The sequence below is a fragment of the Escherichia fergusonii ATCC 35469 genome (assembly GCF_000026225.1).
GTDB classification, from domain to species: Bacteria; Pseudomonadota; Gammaproteobacteria; order Enterobacterales; family Enterobacteriaceae; genus Escherichia; species Escherichia fergusonii.
Map to the genome: position 1 here is coordinate 1,007,426 of NC_011740.1, position 19,912 is coordinate 1,027,337.

General features: G+C 47.3%; 20 protein-coding genes. 12 read left to right on the top strand and 8 right to left on the bottom strand.

Annotation, left to right across the window (positions count from 1 at the left end; all coding sequences use genetic code 11):
• Positions 1–3 precede the first annotated feature (3 nt).
• Positions 4–1,332 (top strand): GGDEF domain-containing protein, encoded by a 1,329-nt coding sequence (locus EFER_RS04990; RefSeq protein WP_000086928.1) that lies wholly within the window; start codon positions 4–6, stop codon positions 1,330–1,332.
• A gap of 40 nt (positions 1,333–1,372) precedes the next feature.
• Here the strand turns inward: EFER_RS04990 and rimO are convergent, their stop codons facing one another.
• Positions 1,373–2,698: a 30S ribosomal protein S12 methylthiotransferase RimO gene (rimO, locus tag EFER_RS04995; protein WP_000049355.1), complete on the bottom strand. Its 1,326-nt coding sequence runs from the start codon at positions 2,696–2,698 to the stop codon at positions 1,373–1,375.
• A gap of 227 nt (positions 2,699–2,925) precedes the next feature.
• On the opposite strand from rimO, the gene bssR reads away from it, so the two are divergent.
• Together bssR and EFER_RS05005 are read left to right on the top strand one after the other, a co-directional pair.
• The gene (gene bssR / locus EFER_RS05000) at positions 2,926–3,309 is read left to right on the top strand and encodes a biofilm formation regulator BssR (protein ID WP_000497132.1); all 384 of its coding nucleotides are present in this window, start codon (positions 2,926–2,928) and stop codon (positions 3,307–3,309) included.
• A gap of 101 nt (positions 3,310–3,410) precedes the next feature.
• Positions 3,411–4,523, top strand: coding sequence for a PQQ-dependent sugar dehydrogenase (locus tag EFER_RS05005; protein ID WP_001255256.1), 1,113 nt, complete (start codon positions 3,411–3,413; stop codon positions 4,521–4,523).
• Positions 4,524–4,527: 4 nt separating this feature from the next.
• Here EFER_RS05005 and EFER_RS05010 read toward each other — a convergent pair whose 3' ends face one another.
• Positions 4,528–5,154: a glutathione S-transferase family protein gene (locus tag EFER_RS05010; protein ID WP_000631891.1), complete on the bottom strand. Its 627-nt coding sequence runs from the start codon at positions 5,152–5,154 to the stop codon at positions 4,528–4,530.
• A gap of 246 nt (positions 5,155–5,400) precedes the next feature.
• Between EFER_RS05010 and dacC the strand changes: the two genes are divergently transcribed.
• Positions 5,401–6,603, top strand: a complete 1,203-nt coding sequence (gene dacC, locus EFER_RS05020; RefSeq protein ID WP_015953301.1) for a serine-type D-Ala-D-Ala carboxypeptidase — start codon at positions 5,401–5,403, stop codon at positions 6,601–6,603.
• A gap of 47 nt (positions 6,604–6,650) precedes the next feature.
• Here dacC and deoR read toward each other — a convergent pair whose 3' ends face one another.
• Positions 6,651–7,409 (bottom strand): DNA-binding transcriptional repressor DeoR, encoded by a 759-nt coding sequence (deoR, locus tag EFER_RS05025; RefSeq protein WP_000450107.1) that lies wholly within the window; start codon positions 7,407–7,409, stop codon positions 6,651–6,653.
• Between the two features lie 71 nt (positions 7,410–7,480).
• Entirely contained in the window at positions 7,481–8,089 is a 609-nt protein-coding gene (ybjG, locus tag EFER_RS05030; protein WP_000892322.1) for an undecaprenyl-diphosphate phosphatase, read from the bottom strand.
• 284 nt (positions 8,090–8,373) lie between these two features.
• On the opposite strand from ybjG, the gene EFER_RS05035 reads away from it, so the two are divergent.
• Positions 8,374–9,606: an MFS transporter gene (locus EFER_RS05035; RefSeq protein WP_001181290.1), complete on the top strand. Its 1,233-nt coding sequence runs from the start codon at positions 8,374–8,376 to the stop codon at positions 9,604–9,606.
• 40 nt (positions 9,607–9,646) lie between these two features.
• On the opposite strand, the gene EFER_RS05040 is transcribed toward EFER_RS05035, so the two are convergent.
• From EFER_RS05040 to EFER_RS05050, 3 genes are all read right to left on the bottom strand, one after another.
• Positions 9,647–9,931 (bottom strand): hypothetical protein, encoded by a 285-nt coding sequence (locus tag EFER_RS05040; RefSeq protein ID WP_072271626.1) that lies wholly within the window; start codon positions 9,929–9,931, stop codon positions 9,647–9,649.
• A gap of 97 nt (positions 9,932–10,028) precedes the next feature.
• A complete protein-coding gene (locus EFER_RS05045) occupies positions 10,029–10,844 on the bottom strand; it encodes a Cof-type HAD-IIB family hydrolase (protein WP_000023569.1) in 816 nt (271 codons plus the stop codon).
• Positions 10,844–12,052, bottom strand: coding sequence for an MFS transporter (locus EFER_RS05050; RefSeq protein ID WP_000127026.1), 1,209 nt, complete (start codon positions 12,050–12,052; stop codon positions 10,844–10,846). Before EFER_RS05050 ends, EFER_RS05045 begins: the two co-directional genes overlap by 1 nt.
• Positions 12,053–12,139: 87 nt before the next feature.
• Between EFER_RS05050 and EFER_RS05055 the strand changes: the two genes are divergently transcribed.
• Together EFER_RS05055 and EFER_RS05060 are read left to right on the top strand one after the other, a co-directional pair.
• Positions 12,140–12,679, top strand: coding sequence for a TetR/AcrR family transcriptional regulator (locus tag EFER_RS05055; RefSeq protein WP_001254688.1), 540 nt, complete (start codon positions 12,140–12,142; stop codon positions 12,677–12,679).
• Positions 12,680–12,796: 117 nt separating this feature from the next.
• Positions 12,797–12,997 (top strand): hypothetical protein, encoded by a 201-nt coding sequence (locus EFER_RS05060; RefSeq protein ID WP_001274704.1) that lies wholly within the window; start codon positions 12,797–12,799, stop codon positions 12,995–12,997.
• Between the two features lie 614 nt (positions 12,998–13,611).
• On the opposite strand, the gene EFER_RS05065 is transcribed toward EFER_RS05060, so the two are convergent.
• Positions 13,612–15,297: an aspartate:alanine antiporter gene (locus EFER_RS05065; protein WP_001024887.1), complete on the bottom strand. Its 1,686-nt coding sequence runs from the start codon at positions 15,295–15,297 to the stop codon at positions 13,612–13,614.
• Between the two features lie 268 nt (positions 15,298–15,565).
• Between EFER_RS05065 and EFER_RS05070 the strand changes: the two genes are divergently transcribed.
• From EFER_RS05070 to potF, 5 genes are all read left to right on the top strand, one after another.
• A complete protein-coding gene (locus EFER_RS05070) occupies positions 15,566–15,955 on the top strand; it encodes an inner membrane protein YbjM (protein WP_000824135.1) in 390 nt (129 codons plus the stop codon).
• Between the two features lie 164 nt (positions 15,956–16,119).
• A complete protein-coding gene (nfsA, locus tag EFER_RS05075; protein ID WP_000189184.1) occupies positions 16,120–16,842 on the top strand; it encodes a nitroreductase NfsA in 723 nt (240 codons plus the stop codon).
• 49 nt (positions 16,843–16,891) lie between these two features.
• Positions 16,892–17,794: a 30S ribosomal protein S6--L-glutamate ligase gene (gene rimK / locus EFER_RS05080; protein ID WP_000684353.1), complete on the top strand. Its 903-nt coding sequence runs from the start codon at positions 16,892–16,894 to the stop codon at positions 17,792–17,794.
• Between the two features lie 88 nt (positions 17,795–17,882).
• A complete protein-coding gene (locus tag EFER_RS05085) occupies positions 17,883–18,359 on the top strand; it encodes a type III secretion system chaperone family protein (RefSeq protein ID WP_000202972.1) in 477 nt (158 codons plus the stop codon).
• Positions 18,360–18,710: 351 nt separating this feature from the next.
• Positions 18,711–19,823 carry a spermidine/putrescine ABC transporter substrate-binding protein PotF gene (potF, locus tag EFER_RS05095; RefSeq protein WP_000126104.1) on the top strand — a complete coding sequence of 371 codons (1,113 nt, stop codon included), beginning with the start codon at positions 18,711–18,713 and terminating at the stop codon, positions 19,821–19,823.
• The last annotated feature ends 89 nt before the right edge of the window (positions 19,824–19,912 follow it).

A 19,912-nucleotide genomic window follows, 5' to 3' on the forward strand; every position in this document is an offset into this window, starting at 1 on the left:
TTTATGTCCAGAATCAATAAAATCGTACTTATGGTGAGTCTGCTGATTTTTTTGTTAATATCGGCAGTCGCCTGCGGAATCTATACCCAAATGGTAAAAGAGCGGGTGTATAGTCTGAAACAGTCCGTTATTGATACTGCGTTCGCCATTGCTAATATTGCTGAGTATCGGCGCAGTGTGGCAATTGAACTGATTAACACGCTGGATTTAAGTGAACAACAACTTTTAACTGGCTTACGTACGGCATATGGTGACAGCATGTCACCTTCCTATCTTTATGATGTGGGGCCGTATATGGTTTCTAAAAACCAATGTACGCCTATAAAAGAGCTTGATACGAATTATTGTGATGAACTTTTACGGAATATCAACTATTTGCATGTAAGAAATGCCGGATATACAGTACTTGATGGGAAAACTTTTGTTTATTATCTTTATCCAGTAGAAAATAACCAAAGTTTACTGTTTCTTCTGGGGTTGGAGCGCTTTTCATTGCTGGCAAAATCACTGGCAATGGATGGTGAAAATCTGATGTTCTCCATGTTTAAAGATGGCAAACCGATCCTTGGCGATGACTATAATGCTGCTGATGCTGTATTTACAGTGTCGGAAGCCATGGATCGCTTCACTTATCTCCCATCGGGTTTATATGTTTTTTCTTATAAACGTTCGGTGTATATCCAGATTTGTGCGTTAATTTTACTTTTTGCTGCTGTTGTTGCCTTTATATCCTATTCCAGTAGTATTTACCTGGTTCGTCGGGTGATTAATCGTGGCATTGTGGAAAAAGAAGCTATTATTAATAATAATTTTGACCGGGTAATGGATGGTGGATTGTTTTTTAATCCGGCAGATGTCAAAAAACTATACAGCATGTACAACTCGGCGTTTCTCGATGATTTAACCAAAGCGATGGGACGTAAATCATTTGATGAGGATTTAAAACTCTTACCAGACCAAAAAGGCTATTTGTGTCTGTTTGATGTTGATAAATTCAAAAATATCAATGATACCTTCGGACACTTATTTGGCGATGAAGTGCTAATGAAAGTAGTTAAAATTCTCAAAGCCCAAATGCCAGCGGAAAAAGGTAAAGTTTATCGCTTTGGTGGTGATGAGTTTGCCATTATTTATACCGGCGGTACGCTTGAAGAATTACTGGCAATCTTAAGGGAGATTGTCCATTTTCAGGTAGGAAGTATTAATTTAAGCACCAGTATTGGTGTGGCGCATACTGACGAATGTAATGATCTGCAACGGCTTAAAATGCTGGCAGATGAACGTCTGTATAAGAGCAAAAAGAACGGCCGGGCGCAGATTACCTGGCAATAATAAAGGAAAACCCGGCGAACAACTCGCCGGGTCAGTGAGATTAAACCCGACTTCCCCACAAATCGTACTCGTCGGCATGTTCAACTTTCACGCGAACAATATCGCCAGGTTTAACGTTGCTTTCACCGTTGAGATAGACCGCTCCGTCGATTTCAGGGGCGTCTGCCATGCTACGACCAATCGCACCTTCATCATCCACTTCATCGATAATCACCAGAATTTCTTTGCCGACTTTTTCCTGCAGGCGCTCGGCAGAGATCTGCTGTTGCAGCTGCATAAAGCGGTTCCAGCGTTCTTCTTTGACTTCTTCCGGCACCTGGTCAGGCAGTGCGTTGGCATCTGCGCCTTCAACCGGGCTGTATTTAAAGCAACCAACACGATCCAGACGCGCTTCTTTCAGGAAGTCGAGTAGCATCTGGAAATCTTCTTCTGTTTCGCCAGGGAAGCCAACAATAAAGGTCGAACGTAGTGTGAGTTCCGGGCAAATTTCGCGCCACTGTTTAATACGTGCCAGCTGACGATCAACGGATCCTGGTCGCTTCATCAGCTTAAGAATGCGCGGACTGGCGTGCTGTAACGGAATATCGAGGTAAGGCAGAATTTTACCTTCCGCCATCAGCGGGATCACGTCATCAACATGTGGATAAGGATAGACGTAATGTAAACGCGTCCAGATCCCCAGTTTAGATAACTGCTCACACAGACTCACCATGCTGGTTTTAACCGGCTCGCCGTTATAAAAACCGGTACGGTGTTTTACGTCTACACCATAGGCTGAAGTGTCCTGTGAAATCACCAGGATCTCTTTAACGCCCGCATCCACCAGACGTTTGGCTTCACTTAAAACATCACCGATGGGGCGGCTTACCAGATCGCCACGCATAGACGGAATAATGCAGAACGTACAGCGATGGTTACAGCCTTCGGAAATCTTCAGATAAGCATAATGACGTGGTGTTAGTTTGACACCTTGCTCTGGCACCAGGCTGAGGAATGGATTGTGTTTCGGTTTTGGCACGTAGTGATGAACATGCTCCAGAACTTGCTCGTAGCTATGAGGACCAGTGATCTCCAGCACTTTCGGATGGACTTCACGGATCTGATCTTCTTTAGCCCCAAGGCAGCCGGTAACGATCACTTTACCGTTTTCATTCAATGCTTCGCCAATGGCTTCCAGAGACTCCTGTACCGCGCTGTCTATAAAGCCACAGGTGTTAACGATAACCATATCGGCGTCGTCATAGCTCGGCACAACGTCATACCCTTCGGTACGCAGCTCAGTGAGGATACGTTCCGAGTCAACGAGGTTTTTAGGGCAGCCTAATGAAACGAAGCCGATTTTCGGCTGATGGGTTACTTTGCTCATAGCTTAAAAAATATTCAGTTATAGGAATGGTCAGGGCAGGGATTCTACAGAGTTCCGCACAAAAATTGTATCGCTATCTGCCCCCGTGGCCCAGCAACGTAACGGTATCTTTTCACCATTGTGTAAATATTGTTATTAGAGGGGGGATAATTGATCCAGGGCATAAATCTGTACAAAAAACGACCATACTATAAAGTTACACAAGGGCAAAAGAGGAGGAACGAAGAATGTTCGTTGACCGACTGAGAAGCGATCTGCTGAATAAGCTGATCAATGCCAGACTCGACCTTGCAGCCTATTTACAGCTACGCAAGGCCAAGGGGTATATGTCTGTCAGCGAGAGTGAGCATCTACGTGATAATTTTTTTGAACTGAATCATGAAATACATGACAAGTCACTGCGGTTAAATTTACATCTGGATAAAGAAGAGTGGGATGCCCTTCACCATGCTGAAGATGCATTAGCCACAGCTGCAGTTTGCCTGATGACCGGGCATCATGACTGCCCAACATTTATTGCCGTCAATGCAGAGAAACTTGATCGCGCTCTGATGACCTTATCGCTGAGCATTCAGTGCCTGCAGATGCACTCGCCGCTGGCGCACGCGTAAGCCGGGGGAGGCAACTCCCCCTTTTGGTTAAGTTTATGTAAAAATCAGCTCATGCTTCTGACTGATGACTACGCTTGAACGAGAGTCATTAAGGAGGCGTTATGCGTCGTGTGCTTCTTTCCGTTATCTCTTTACTAATTTCTCCCCTGGTTTTTGCTACGCCCGCTGCGGTAAAAGTGGAAGTATTGCAAACCAAACTCGATCATCCCTGGGCGCTGGCATTTTTACCCGATAATCAGGGAATTCTGATTACGCTAAAAGGCGGACAACTTCGCCACTGGCAGGCAGGTAAAGGGTTATCTGATCCGCTTCCTGGCGTGCCGCAAGTTTGGGCTAATGGTCAGGGTGGACTCCTTGATGTGGCGCTGGCACCTGATTTCACGACTTCTCGCCGGGTGTGGTTAAGTTTTGCCGAAGGAGATGCTAACGGCAAAGCCGGTACGGCAGTCGGTTATGGTCGCCTGAGTGAAGATCTCAGCCATCTTTCTGACTTCAAAACGGTATTTCGTCAGACACCAAAGCTTTCGACAGGTAATCATTTTGGTGGACGATTGGTGTTTGATGGTAAAGGCTATTTGTTTATTGGGCTTGGGGAGAATAACCAACGGCCAACAGCTCAGGATCTCGATAAGTTGCAAGGGAAAGTGGTGCGACTTACCGACCAGGGCCAGATCCCTCCTGATAATCCCTTCGTTAATCAAGCCGCTGTGCGGCCTGAGATCTGGTCTTATGGTATCCGTAATCCTCAGGGAATGGCGATGAATCCTTGGAGCGATGCCCTGTGGCTGAACGAGCATGGCCCGCGTGGTGGCGATGAAATTAATATTCCACAAAAGGGTAAAAATTACGGCTGGCCTCTGGCAACATGGGGAATCAACTATAGCGGCCTGAAGATCCCCGAAGCAAAAGGGGAAATTGTGGCGGGTACGGAACAACCTATTTTTTACTGGAAAAAATCACCCGCTGTCAGCGGCATGGCGTTCTATAACAGTGATACCTTTGCCCAGTGGCAACAAAAGTTGTTTATCGGTGCGTTAAAAGACAAGGATGTGATCGTGATGAGCGTGAAGGGCGATAATGTCAGCGAAGATGGGCGCATTTTAGGCGACAGAGGTCAGCGTATTCGCGATGTACGTACAGGACCCGACGGCTATTTGTATGTCCTGACCGACGAGTCCGATGGCGAGTTGCTGAAAGTCAGCCCACGTCCCTGATGCTTTAACTGACCGGAATCATGACGACTTTACGAAACGCCGGGCGCTCTGTGAGTTGTTGATACCAGCGCTCAAGGTTAGGGCGCGGAGTCCATGTCAGGCCAACGTTGAATAAATTGTAGATAAACGGCGAGAGGGCAATATCACCTACACCAAACTCGTTGCCAGAGAACCATTTCTGCTTTGCCAGTTCGTCATCCAGAATGGCGAATAATTCATCACATTCTTTAGCACTGGCTGTAATGGCTGCCTGATCCCGCTGTTCTGGCGGTGTTCTGACTAAGCCCATTAATATTCCACGATGTGCCGGAGCAAGCGTCTGGTTTGCCCAGTCCATCCATTTTTCGCCTTCAGCGCGACGTGCGGGATTATCGATCCATAAGCGATTCACTCCATATTGTGCAGCCAGATAGCGCACGATGGTGTTGGACTCCCAAAGCACAAGTTCGCATTCGTCATCGCGCAGTAGTGGCACAAGGCCATTGGGATTCAACGCCAGATAATCCGCGTCATGGTTAACACCGTACTCACGGCCTGCCAGGATTTGCTGATAAGGTAATTCCAGTTCTTCGAGCGTAAACAACACTTTTTTTACGTTAGTCGAGTTATTGCGACCCCACAGCGTAATCATCGTCACCCCCTTTTTAGTATGTCAGCCACCGACTGATTCGCTCCACATGGTCGGTTAAAAACAACAATTACGCAACAAAGGATAAAAAAGTGTCGCTTATCGCAGCGGAGCGCGAAGATATTGCATAAACTTTAAAAACTTTACCAACTTCCGGTTTTTTTAGGCTCTTGAGTGCGTTATTAATCACCGTTCTTATTGTTCGGTGATGAAACGTATATTTTTTGAATGGATACTCGGGTGGCATTTATGACGCAATACTCCTCTTTCCTTCGCGGTCTCGTAGCGGGTTCTGCTCTTTTATTTCTTTTTGCCCCAACGGTTCAGGCTGCTGAACAAGCCATTGATGCGCCCAGCGTGGATGCGCGCGCATGGGTCTTAATGGATTACGCCAGCGGGAAGGTACTGGCAGAAGGCAACGCTGATGAAAAACTTGATCCGGCCAGCCTGACAAAAATTATGACCAGCTATGTAGTTGGTCAGGCGCTGAAAGCCGACAAAATTAAACTGACAGATATGGTCACCGTGGGCAGAGATGCCTGGGCGACAGGAAATCCGGCGCTGCGCGGTTCGTCGGTGATGTTCCTTAAGCCTGGCGATCAGGTGTCTGTTGCCGATCTTAATAAAGGGGTGATTATTCAGTCTGGTAATGATGCCTGTATTGCACTGGCCGATTATGTCGCGGGAAGTCAGGAGTCATTTATTGGGTTAATGAATGGTTATGCCAAAAAGTTAGGATTGACCAATACTACCTTCCAGACTGTTCACGGCCTTGATGCACCGGGGCAGTTCAGTACCGCACGTGATATGGCGCTACTGAGCAAAGCACTTATTCATGACGTGCCAGAAGAGTATGCCATCCATAAAGAAAAAGAATTTACTTTCAATAAGATTCGTCAGCCTAACCGCAACCGCTTGTTATGGAGCAGCAATCTCCATGTTGATGGGTTGAAAACCGGGACGACTGCCGGGGCCGGGTATAACCTGGTGGCTTCCGCGACGCAGGGCGATATGCGTCTGATCTCAGTTGTTCTGGGCGCGAAAACTGATCGCATTCGTTTTAATGAGTCTGAAAAACTGCTCACCTGGGGATTCCGCTTCTTTGAAACCGTCACTCCGATAAAACCTGACGCAACCTTTGTCAGCCAGCGAGTCTGGTTCGGCGATAAGAGTGAAGTCAAGCTGGGGGCGGGTGAAGCCGGTTCTGTAACCATTCCTCGTGGGCAACTGAAAAACCTGAAAGCCAGCTTTACACTTAACGAGCCGCAGTTGACTGCTCCACTGAAAAAAGGTCAGGTTGTTGGCACCATCGACTTCCAGTTGAATGGAAAATCTATCGAACAACGCCCACTTATCGTGATGGAAGCGGTTGAAGAAGGGGGAATCTTTAGCCGGATGTGGGATTTCGTGATGATGAAATTCCACCAGTGGTTTGGCGGTTGGTTCTCGTAATCGGTGGACGCGCCGGAGGGTACATGAGACTATCCGGCGCAACGGGGTTAATACAGTAACCTGATATTATGCGCTTTCGCGTACTCAATAATTTCATCATCCGGGCGACAGTCACTCGCCAGCACATCAAACTGTTTTAAATCGCCCATTCGTGCCGGGCGTACTTTACCGAATTTACTGTGATCCACCACCAGTACATGTTGTTGCGCCATCGACATCGCCCAGTGTTTTACCGGCAGCTCTTCGAGATTAAAACAGGTTGCCCCTTTACTGACATGCACGCCTGCTGCGGAGTAGAAGGCAATATCTGGGCAGATGTTATTAAGCGTTTCCTGAAAGCTAAGTGGCTTGAAAATTGCGTTACTGGCATGAAATTCGCCACCACAGAGTATTGCCCGGCAATGTGGTTTCTCTTGTAGTGCCATGAAGGTATTCAGCGAATAACACACTGCCGTAAAGGGAATATCCTTATTGATGGCTTCTATAATCCAGGGCGTCGTGGTGCCGCAGTCGAAAAACAGCGTCTGATGTGGTTGTACAAGTTCAGCAGCCTGTTGAGCCGCGCGACGTTTTTCTTCGACCAGCCGTGATTTTTGATCGCTTAACAGATAGTGGCTGGCACTGCGTGGCTCCAGAACAATATAACCGCCCAGTAAGACTACAGGGGCATTGTTATTATTCAGATCGCGGCGAATGGTCATCTCCGACACACCCAACAAGGTAGCGGCCTCTTTAAGATGAAGTTTATCGCTGCGTTTTAACGCCTGTAATAATTGACTAATACGCTCGTCACGACGTGTTTCCATAATCCCTCTGAAGAATAATTTAAGCGCGCAGTCGAACACTGAGCGCTTAATACTACACGTATTACCAGATATCAGTCACGCACCCAGCCTTTGCGAATCGGCAGGGCGAAGCATGCCCGATAACCTGTTTGCAGAAGTGCGTAAATCTTTTCTCCAAAAAGTTGCCAGATAATCTGCGCACTCAGGCAACCAATCATCCCCGCCAGCAGCCCGCCGAGCATATCCACCGGCCAGTGAACGCCAAGATAAACCCGTGACCAGGCAATGGCTATGGCCAGTAGCATTAACAGGGCACCAGACCACAACCGATGCCAGCACAAAAATGCCAGTGCAAAAGTAAAAATCACTGTGCCATGATCACTGGGGAATGAGTCATCCGCAGCATGATGCAGGAAGTTATAGCCAATATGATCAACAAACGGTCGATCATGGGGGAAAAGATGACCGATAACCCACGAAACAATCAAGCTAATAACTATCGCCAATGCAATTTTGATCACCAACTGACGTTGCGCTGAAAGTTGTCCGCGCGGTCCCCATAACCACAGTATTACTGCCAGAAACGGCACTACGAGGATGAGATCTTTGGCGATAATAATTGCCAGTGTAATCATCCATGGCGCAGAGTCTGGCGTGGCGTTGATAAAGTTGAAAAGCGAGTAATTGAGGTTTTCCAGCATAACATCCTGTTCCGGTACAGTTTTAAAGAGTTGGCGCAGGAGAAAGCATAAATTTGCCGAATGAGTCGGTAAAGCAGCATTATCTTATTCCTGCAGCCCGGACGCTGAAACATTGCACAACGAAGAGTAACCCCGGCAACTTAAATAAAGCTTAAAGCGTTTCATGAAGAACAACGGTTTTCAGTAACATTGTGCGTATTTAACGTTAAAAGCCCACTAATGACTATCTCTGCTGCGATACTTTCATTACACTTTGCGCGGATTTTTATTAGTGAAGCGAATAGATGCAAAACCGATTACAAACCGGCGCACGACTGGGGCGTTCGGCGTTACTTTTTCCTCTTTGTCTGGTCCTGTACGAATTCTCGACATATATCGCTAACGATATGATTCAGCCCGGCATGTTGGCTGTAGTGGAGCAATATCAGGCTGGAATTGACTGGGTGCCAACGTCCATGACTGCCTATCTGGCAGGTGGCATGTTCTTACAATGGTTACTTGGGCCGTTGTCGGATCGTGTTGGTCGCCGTCCGGTGATGCTGGTGGGGGTGGTGTGGTTTATCGTCACCTGTCTCGCCACGTTACTGGCACAAAATATTGAACAATTTACGGTGTTACGTTTTTTACAAGGAATTAGCCTCTGTTTTATTGGTGCTGTGGGCTATGCTGCAATTCAGGAGTCTTTCGAAGAGTCGGTATGTATTAAAATTACAGCGCTTATGGCGAACGTCGCTCTGATTGCTCCTCTCCTTGGCCCTTTAGTAGGGGCCGCCTGGGTGCATATGCTGCCCTGGGAGGGGATGTTTATCCTCTTTGCAGTGCTGGCGGCCATTTCCTTTGTGGGCCTGCAGCGAGCAATGCCAGAAACAGCAACCCGTATCGGTGAAAAGCTCTCTTTAAAAGAGTTAGGTCGTGACTACAAACAGGTATTAAAGAATGGTCGCTTTGTAGCCGGAGCTCTGGCCCTGGGATTTGTTAGCTTGCCATTACTGGCGTGGATTGCCCAATCACCCATTATCATTATCACGGGCGAGAAATTAAGCAGCTATGAATATGGCCTGTTACAGGTGCCTGTTTTTGGCGCACTGATTGCTGGCAACCTGGTACTGGCACGGTTAACTGCACGGCGCACAGTACGTTCGTTGATCATTATGGGTGGCTGGCCGATTGTTATCGGGCTGGTCGTTGCTGCGATCGCGACGGCTTTCTCCTCACATGCCTATTTATGGATGACAGCGGGATTAAGTATCTATGCTTTTGGTATTGGCCTGGCCAATGCCGGATTGGTTCGTTTGACCTTGTTTGCCAGTGATATGAGTAAAGGTACAGTGTCGGCGGCCATGGGAATGGTACAGATGCTGATCTTTACGGTGGGAATTGAAGTCAGTAAACACGCATGGTTAGGGGGTGGTAATGGCATGTTTAACCTGTTCAATCTGGCGAATGGTGTTATCTGGCTGCTGTTGATGGTGATTTTTTTACGTGATAAAAGCGTTGGAAATTCACAGAAAGCTTAATGAAATGCCTGATAGCACAAAGCGATCAGGCACTTAATGATTAATGGTGATGGTCATCAATCTGATGTTCAATCACCATTCCTTCACCTACGCTTGCAAGGTGGCGAACATAAGGATGCGGACGATACGCAGGAGCAGGCGCCGGGGCAACATAAACAGTTTGTGGCGCAGTGGTGGTGTTAATGGCTTGTGGAACACTAACGGAAGAGGGAACGACCACAACTTTATAGCCGTTTGGCACATCAACAGTGACATTTTGCGCGAATGCCGCACCGGTAAACGCCATCAAGAACAAGCCCGGCAGAACACAATTTTTCATAATAATTCGCCTGAAAGAAGGCCGGAATAATTATCCGGCGAGTATGTTTGTGCGAATTATGCTGAGTTCATTTATGCATTGTGTTGCCGGGCGTGCTGCTGTTTTATTGATTAAATGGCGCTTCGTGATTTAAAATTTTGTCGATAACATCCAGCACTGCTTCCTGATTATTCGAACCTGCACGGTACTTCGCAGCAGCGACAACAGCTTCTCCCGCGTGAGACATAGCAAAGCTGTAGCCCGCATGACGCAACATTTCAATATCATTTCCGCCGTCGCCAAAGGTAACAACTTCCTCATCTTTTATACCCCAGCGTTGCTGTAACAAACGGATACCATTAGCTTTGTGAACACCAGGGATAATTAAATCAATGCTGCCGTAACCAGTATGTACTGGCACCATAATATCGCCGATAGATTCATGCAGGGCTTTTTGTACTTCAGGGATGCGCTCATCAGAGATATTAAGACCAAATTTGAAAAATACATCATTGATATTTTTGAAGCTATCGACAAATTCCAGACGGTGATAATACATGGCTGCCACCGTTTTTAACTCATCGTTATATTCTTTCAGGGTATAAGCGCTATTTTTACCACAAGCGATAACTTCTATATCCGAACGCGTTAGTAAATGATCCACAATGGTATTAAAATCGTCTTTTGCCAGTTCGCCATTAAAGATATCCTCACCTTCGCTGACCACCCATCCACCGTTTTCTGCCACAAAAGAGATCTCACTGGCAATCTCCGGGAAAAAAGAGATCAACTGGTAATATTGATTGCCACTGGCGACCACAAAGCGAATTCCTTGTGCTTTCATCTGTTGATACTGAGCCATAAACCGCTCGCGGTTATAGGTTTTTTGATCGCTGAGAAACGTACCATCCATATCTACCGCAATTAATTTGATGCTCATTATCCATTCTCCAAAGCAGATTGCGTTTTTGTATCCGGTTTAGCGACGGCTTTGGCGACCAGTGCTGCTAATATCACCAGTGCCAGCACCACTAACATGGCACTGCGTAAGCCGTAGTGTTCACCAAGATAGCCTAACAATGGCGGCCCTACGAGGAAGGCCAGATAGCCAGTGGTTGCCACCACGCTGACACGGGTTGGCGCATCGGGTCCGGTGTCACTGGCGGCGGAAATAGTTAACGGGAATCCGAGTGAAGCACCTAATCCCCAGAGAATAACAGAGACACCGGCCACCCAGGCGCTATCGACAAAGATGATCAGGCCAATTCCTAACGCTCCCATTAGCGCACTGGCACGAACAACAGCCACGCGACTGTAGCGATCAATAAACCAGCCACCGGTAAAGCGTCCGACGGTCATTCCCAGTGTAAAGCCTGCATAAATCAATGAACCCGATGTTGGGCTAAATCCGTGTCCATCTACCATCAACAGGGGTAACCAGTCGTTGGCGGAACCTTCAGCAAACGCCATCGCCAGTACCACGACACCAATCAGCATTAACTGGATGTCACGATAAAAAGGAATGCCTTTTTCGCTATGTCGCTTATCTTCTGCGGTGTTTTTGCCAGTACCATCGGGTATTGCTTTAATCGCAATCAAGATCGGTGCGATGCCAACCAGGGCGGCGAGTAAAATATGTAGCGTTGCCGGAATACCAAATGCTGTCAGAGCCATCCCGATGCCAGCACCTACCAATGTACCGAAGCTGTAGAAACCGTGCATCATGGGGAGCACGGTTTTATTCATCTCACGTTCGACAGCAGCACCTTCAACGTTAATGGCGACCTCTGCGGAACCAAAACTAGCGCCAAATATGCCCAGGCCAATAGCAAATAACCACGCAGATGAAAGCCAAAGGGCGAGACTTAAGATCATCATTCCGAATAATGCGCAGGACATCGTGGTGCGAATCACATTGCGCGTGCCAAAGCGTTTAACCAACCAGGCAGAACAGAGTATGCCGCTCATTGAACCAACAGAAAGGCCGAATAAAACCGTGCCCATTTCGGCAGTCGAAACCGACAAGATGTCGCGAATGGCGGGGGTACGAGTAGCCCAGGAAGCCATTAGCAGACCGGGCAAAAAGAAAAACATAAACAATGCCCAGGTACGATGCCTTAAAGCTTTACGAGATGATCTGGCAGTCATAAATCCTGTCAAATAAGAAGAAGAGAGAGGACAACAGTAGCAAGGTTGTGTACATTTGTACACATACCTGTTTAATGAGGAAGTGCAGTGCGACGGAGCAACGATCCCCAAAGGCGAGAAAAGATTATTGCTGCCACTCTGGAAGCCATTGCGACGCACGGTATCCATGCCGTGACACACCGTAAAATTGCGATAATTGCGCAAGTCCCGTTGGGATCGTTGACTTATTATTTCTCGGGAATCGATGAATTATTGACCATTGCATTTCGTCGTTTTACGGAAATCATGACAGAGCAATACCAGTCTTTTTTTACCGGAGTCTCGGAACCGATAGAAGCCTGTGAAGCCATCACTGAGATGATCCATAGTGCGCAAATCACCACGCCAGAGAAAATGGCGTTGATGTATCAGTTATATGCTTTTGCCAGTCGTAAACCTGCTTTGAAAAAGGTCATGCAAAACTGGATGCACAGCAGCCAGCAGACGTTGCAACAGTGGTTTGATCCCGATACGGCCCGGGCACTGGATGCATTTATTGAAGGTATGACATTGCATTTTGTGACTGACAGTAAGCCACTGACACGCGACGATATTTTAAAAATGGTAAAAAGAATCGCTGGGGAGTAATACTTACGTTATGTGTATGCGAGAAGAAAGGAGAAGTGGCATATATGAGGATAAACATCGAATAGATGGACTAGCAGTATATAAATAATTTATCGATATTTGTACAGGATGCTAAAGATGTCAGCAAAAATTATACTGCTGTTTAATGATTTATCATGGTATGAAAATAATAAATACAATATTGTGCAGGTAATATCATCATTACCTTCCTACTGGAAGAATGATGGAGCTATTTATCATCTTTCTAGTGATGCGAATAAAGAGAATTACAGTGTGCACATATTTATTGAAGATAAGATTTTATTTATTGAAATATGAGCGCGACCTGAAATAATTCAAAATGATTTACATTATTTGTTTAGTAGGATTAGATGCCGTACACGAATAAAAATATATGTTCATGATGGAGAAGAATCGGGGTGGTAACCACATGAAAATATCAAAAATTTATCATCCAGTTGGCTAAATCATAGCGAGCTTTTAACAATTTGGCGATCTGCCTGAACTATCCTTAAGAATCAGCGTTTCTGCAACTGTCATCTTTGATGTTTCACAGCATGATGTTGTTCTTATGTGTTTTTGACTATCAGTATTGGAAGCAAAGTAAACCTGCCATATTTCACGTTTCATGTGGGGGTATTCTGTCAATCCACGGGCTTCACCATTACGGTATCGCTGCAGGTAGCGTTCAAATCCACTCCATGCACAACCTGTCGCCATCGCCGTATAGCGGATTACCTAATCTCATGATTTTAAACGGCATAAATTTCAGGCAACAAAAAACCCATCAACCTTGAACCAAAACGGCGGGGTTGATGGGCTCCACAAATTGGGGACATCAAAGAAAAGCAGTGGCACTAATTAAGACTGACGCCTTGAGGAAAAGTTCTGCGCATTACGCAAAAAATTTTCTTTTCAGGGCAACTTCAGTTTTATCCGAGTCCAGGCCACACCATCACAATGATTGTCCCTGCCAACGTTAAAAGAACATTGGCGATGGCATAGGTGCCTGCGTAACCCAGCGCAGGGATATTGCTACGCGCGGTATCGCTGATAATTTCCATTGCAGGTGCGCAGGTACGTGCGCCCATCATCGCGCCAAACAGTAACGCGCGATTCATTCGCAACACATACGCACCAAACAGGAAGCAGATCACCACAGGTACCAGACTGACAATAAGCCCGGCCACCAACATTTGGCCGCCAATAGCTCCAAGCCCGTTATTGATCCCACTACCCGCACTTAAACCGACGCCAGCCATAAACACCATCAGGCCAAACTCTTTCACCATACTTAACGCACCTTGCGGTATGTAGCCGAAAGTAGGGTGGTTTGCACGCATAAAGCCAAGCATAATCCCGGCGAATAAAAGACCGGCGGCATTACCCATGCCAAAACTGAATGAACTGAACTGGAAGGTAATCATCCCGATCATCAGACCAATAATAAAGAAGGCGCAGAAGGCCAGAAGGTCAGTGACTTGACTGTGAATCGAGATAAAGCCGATGCGGTCAGCAATGGTTTTTACACGGCGAGCATCTCCGCTCACCTGTAAAACATCGCCTTTGTTGAGTACAACGTTGTCATCGATTGGCATTTCAATCTGGCTGCGAATTACCCGATTCAGGAAGCAGCCGTGATCGGTAAGTTTCAGTTGCGCCAGGCGTTTACCAACGGCGTTGTGGTTTTTTACCACCACTTCTTCGGTAACGATACGCATGTCGAGTAGATCGCGATCGAACACCTCTTTACCATTTCGGAAGCTGGGATCAAGCCGGGCGTGAGCGTCGGGATAGCCGACAAGTGCAATCTCATCGCCCATTTGTAAAACAGCATCGCCGTCCGGGTTTGCTAAAATTCCGTTACGACGAATACGTTCGATATAACACCCCGTCTGACGATAAATCCCCAGTTCACGAAGATTTTTACCATCAGTCCACGCGACCAGTTCCGGCCCCACGCGGTAAGCACGAATAACGGGGAGATAAACTTTACGCGTGGCATCGGTATCGAGGCCGCGTTCACGGGCTATTTGCTGGGCGCTGGTCTGTAAATCCTGGTGTTGCAGCTTCGGCAGATAACGCGCACCGACAATCAGACTTACCAAACCAATTAAGTACGTTAAGGCATACCCGAGACTTAGGTTATCCAGCGCGGAGGAGAGTTCTGTACCACTGATCCCGAAGTGACGTAATGTGTCTCCGGCACCTACCAGCACCGGGGTTGACGTCATTGAGCCTGCCAGCATACCTGCCGTCAGGCCGATATCCCAGCCAAACAGCTTACCCAGGCCCAGGGCGATCAGCAGCGCGCTACCGACCATTACCAGAGCCAGCATCAGGTAGTTTTTCCCGTCGCGAAAAAAAATAGAAAAAAAGTTTGGTCCGGCTTCCACCCCAACACAAAAAATAAACAGCATAAAGCCAAGATTAAGTGCTTCAGTGTTAATACTGAAATGCTGCTGCCCTAATAACAGGGAGACGACTAAAACGCCAATGGAATTACCGAGTTGGATGGAACCAAGACGCAATTTTCCGAGGCAAAGTCCGAGCGCCAGGACCACAAATAATAACAGGATGTAATTCCCGTTTAACAATTCTGCGACGTTTATATTCACGGAGACTAACTTCTTGTTTACGAGTAAGCTGTTGAAAGAAATGGTAATTTAGGCTAATGTTTTGCGTACCAATTAAGGGTGATACCGGCCCTGTACCGCACCCACTAAAAGCAACACTGCTATATATTCAGCTAGTTTAATATCATTACGTATCAACGGCTATAAGAAATGTGTTGACGTATTTAAGCATGGAATGCTGAACAGCTTTATCACACTGAGCACTACAGGCGAAAAGCGTGTTCGATAGAGACAGTATCAGGAGGAACAAGTGAAACGTAAACGAAGTTGGGCAGGGGCCATTTGCTGTTTCGTACTGTTTATCGTTGTGTGTCTTTTCCTTGCCACGCAGATGAAAGGCGCGTTTCGGGCCGCCGGGCATCCTGAACTTGGACTTTTGTTCTTCATTTTACCGGGCGCGGTTGCCAGTTTTTGCTCTAACCGTCGGGCGGTAATTAACCCGTTGCTGGGAGCGATGATGGCAGCTCCCTGCTGCATGCTATTGTTACGGCTTTTCTTCACCACTCACAGGTCTTTATGGCAAGAGCTGGCGTGGTTGCTAAGTGCGGTATTCTGGTGTGCTCTTGGCGCATTATGTTTCTTGTTTATCAGTAGCTTATTCGATCTGCGACAAAAACGAGAACGAAAACGTAATAGCTAAAATTTGGCAGAGGCGACGATCTGAATCGCCTTGCCATTCATTCTCCTGTTTCCCCATTCTCGCTCTGAAAGACGATAACTGTTAAGCATTCATTACCGTTACGTTTTACACTTGTGCTTTGTATTGCATAGGGATGTTTTCCTTTTCTCTGAGAGAACAATGTAATGACACCAACAATTGAATTACTTTGCCAACATCGATCCATTCGCCATTTCACTGATAAGCCCATCACTGCAGAGCAGCGCGAAGCCATTATCAAAAGTGCTCAATGCACCTCGAGTTCCAGCTTTTTGCAGTGTACTTCCATCATCCGCATCACCGACAGGGCGTTACGCGAAGCATTGGTACCGTTGACGGGCGGGCAACAGCATGTTGCCCAGGCGGCAGAATTTTGGGTTTTCTGCGCTGATTTTAATCGCCACTTACAGATTTGCCCTGATGCGCAACTCGGCCTGGCTGAGCAGCTTCTGCTTGGGGTTGTTGACACCGCATTGATGGCACAAAATGCCCTGACCGCTGCGGAATCCTTAGGTTTGGGTGGGGTATATATCGGTGGGCTTCGCAACAATATTGAAGCAGTGACTGAGCTACTGAAATTGCCAAAACATGTCCTGCCATTGTTTGGTTTGTGCCTGGGCTGGCCAGCCGATAATCCGGATCTCAAGCCGCGTTTACCTGCCTCTATTTTGGTACACGAAAACAGCTATCAACCGCTGGATAAAGAGGCTCTGGCGCAATATGACGAGCAACTGGCGGAATACTATCTTACTCGCAGTAGCAATAATCGTCGTGACACCTGGAGCGACCATATCCGTCGGACCATCATTAAAGAAAACCGTCCTTTTATTCTTGATTATTTACACAAACAGGGTTGGGCGACGCGTTAGCCAGTGTATGATACGCAGGCTTTTGCCAGTTTTGACTGAGAGGTGCAGGGTGAAGATTGCCATATTGTCCCGGGATGGAACGCTCTATTCATGTAAGCGGCTACGAGAAGCTGCTATTCAGCGTGGTCACCTGGTTGAAGTTCTCGATCCGCTGTCTTGCTACATGAATATCAATCCGGCAGCCTCCTCGATCCACTATAAAGGGCGCAAGCTTCCCCATTTTGACGCGGTGATCCCGCGTATCGGCTCAGCTATTACTTTTTACGGTACGGCGGCGCTACGTCAGTTTGAAATGCTGGGCAGTTACCCGCTAAATGAATCGGTCGCTATTGCCCGTGCGCGTGACAAGTTGCGCTCTATGCAGCTACTGGCGCGTCAGGGGATTGATCTGCCGGTAACGGGGATCGCCCATTCACCGGACGATACCAGTGATTTGATAGACATGGTCGGTGGTGCACCGCTGGTGGTTAAGCTGGTCGAAGGCACACAGGGAATTGGTGTGGTGCTGGCAGAAACGCGGCAGGCTGCAGAAAGTGTCATTGACGCTTTTCGCGGCCTTAATGCGCATATTCTGGTGCAGGAATATATAAAAGAAGCAAAAGGTCGCGATATCCGCTGTCTGGTCGTGGGTGATGAAGTCGTCGCAGCCATCGAACGGCGGGCGAAAGAGGGCGATTTTCGTTCCAACTTACATCGCGGTGGTGCGGCTAGTATCGCCTGTATTACAGAACGAGAACGTGAAATCGCGCTTAAGGCGGCCCGGACTATGGCTCTGGATGTAGCAGGCGTTGATATTCTGCGCGCAGAACGTGGACCGTTGGTGATGGAAGTGAATGCATCTCCTGGTCTTGAAGGGATAGAGAAAACCACAGGTGTGGATATTGCAGGCAAAATGATCCGCTGGATTGAACGCCATGCCACGCCAGAATTTTGTCTTAAAACTGGCGGATAAGCGTAATATCGTGCCGGATCATAGCATCCGGCCTTCTTTTTACGTAAGCTGTGCCGGAATTTTTCATCGTTAGAGGTAGTACAGAATTATGACATCGCTGGTCATTCCTGGTCTGGATATGTTGCGTCAATGGCTCGACGATATGGGTATGAGCTTTTTTGAATGTGATTCATGCCAGGCTCTGCATTTACCGCATATGCAGAACTTCGATGGCATTTTTGATGCGAAGATCGATCTGATCGATAACACTATTCTGTTTGCGGCAATGGCTGAAGTGCGCCCTTCAGCGCTGTTACCGCTGGCAGCCGATCTCTCGGCTATTAATGCCAGCTCACTCACGGTAAAAGCGTTTCTTGATATGCAGGATGATAATTTGCCGAAGTTGGTGGTTTGCCAGGCTTTATCCATAGCTCAGGGGGTTACTTACGAGCAGTTTGCCTGGTTCGTTCGCCAAAGCGAAGAGCAAATTTCAATGGTGATCCTTGAAGCGAATGCCCACCAATTATTATTTACTGCAGACGATGATGGGCAAAAAAGCAGCACTGAAAACCATTTTCTACACTAATAATTGTTCTCGTATCCGCAGTCGCCACCGAAGCGGCTGCGTGTTGCAAACGTTTATGCTACATTTAACCTTTCATTAAAGAATTATTCACCTATCTTTCCTCTGTAATCCTTTATCACATAGACAATTCCTGCATAAAAAATTGTTAAAAGGCGTTTTTTAATCTGAGCTATAGTCTCAAACCCTGGCTAAAGTTATTCTTGCGAGGCTTTTATATAGCGAGCAGTGCTGGCCGGGAGAGAGTGCTCTTTTCTTACACCGCGCCGATAAAAAAATATGCACGTTTATTGCATATCTTTGATTGTGACAACTTTTGTTCGTTTGTTAACGAACTTTCAGAAGGAAAGAGATATGACTGCCTTAAATAAAAAATGGCTATCGGGTATGGTTGCGGGTGCTCTGATGGCCGTCTCTGTCGGCACGCTCGCGGCTGAACAAAAAACACTCCACATTTATAACTGGTCTGATTATATCGCCCCGGACACGGTGGCCAATTTTGAAAAAGAAACTGGTATTAAAGTCGTCTACGATGTTTTCGACTCTAACGAAGTACTGGAAGGCAAATTAATGGCGGGTAGCACTGGCTTTGACCTGGTGGTGCCGTCAGCAAGCTTTCTTGAGCGCCAGCTGACAGCGGGAGTTTTCCAGCCGCTGGATAAAAGCAAATTGCCGGAGTGGAAGAATCTCGATCCGGAGCTGCTGAAGCTGGTCGCCAAACACGATCCCGACAATAAATTTGCTATGCCCTATATGTGGGCGACGACCGGGATTGGCTATAACGTCGATAAAGTCAAAGCGGTACTGGGTGAAAACGCGCCCGTCGATAGCTGGGACTTGATCCTCAAACCTGAAAATCTGGAAAAACTGAAAAGCTGCGGCGTCTCTTTCCTCGACGCACCAGAAGAAGTTTTTGCTACCGTGCTGAATTATCTCGGTAAAGATCCCAACAGCACTAAAGCGGATGATTACACCGGACCGGCAACCGATCTGCTGTTAAAGCTGCGCCCGAATATTCGTTATTTCCATTCATCTCAATACATTAACGACCTGGCAAACGGCGATATTTGCGTCGCTATCGGCTGGGCGGGCGATGTCTGGCAGGCGTCAAACCGCGCGAAAGAAGCGAAGAATGGCGTGAATGTCTCGTTCTCGATTCCGAAAGAAGGGGCGATGGCATTCTTTGATGTCTTCGCCATGCCTGCGGATGCCAAAAATAAAGACGAAGCCTATCAGTTCCTGAATTATCTGCTGCGCCCGGATGTGGTAGCACATATCTCTGACCATGTGTTCTATGCTAATGCTAATAAAGAAGCCACGCCGCTGGTGAGTGCAGAAGTGCGTGATAATCCGGGTATTTACCCGCCTGCGGATGTCCGCGCCAAACTGTTCACTCTGAAAGTACAGGATCCGAAAATCGACCGTGTGCGCACCCGCGCCTGGACCAAAGTGAAGAGCGGAAAATAATCCGCAGCCGTAGATGCCGGACGGGCGCACCACACCCGCCGGCAATTCGCACCATCATGGTGCGCTTGCACACATTCAATGCCGGAGAG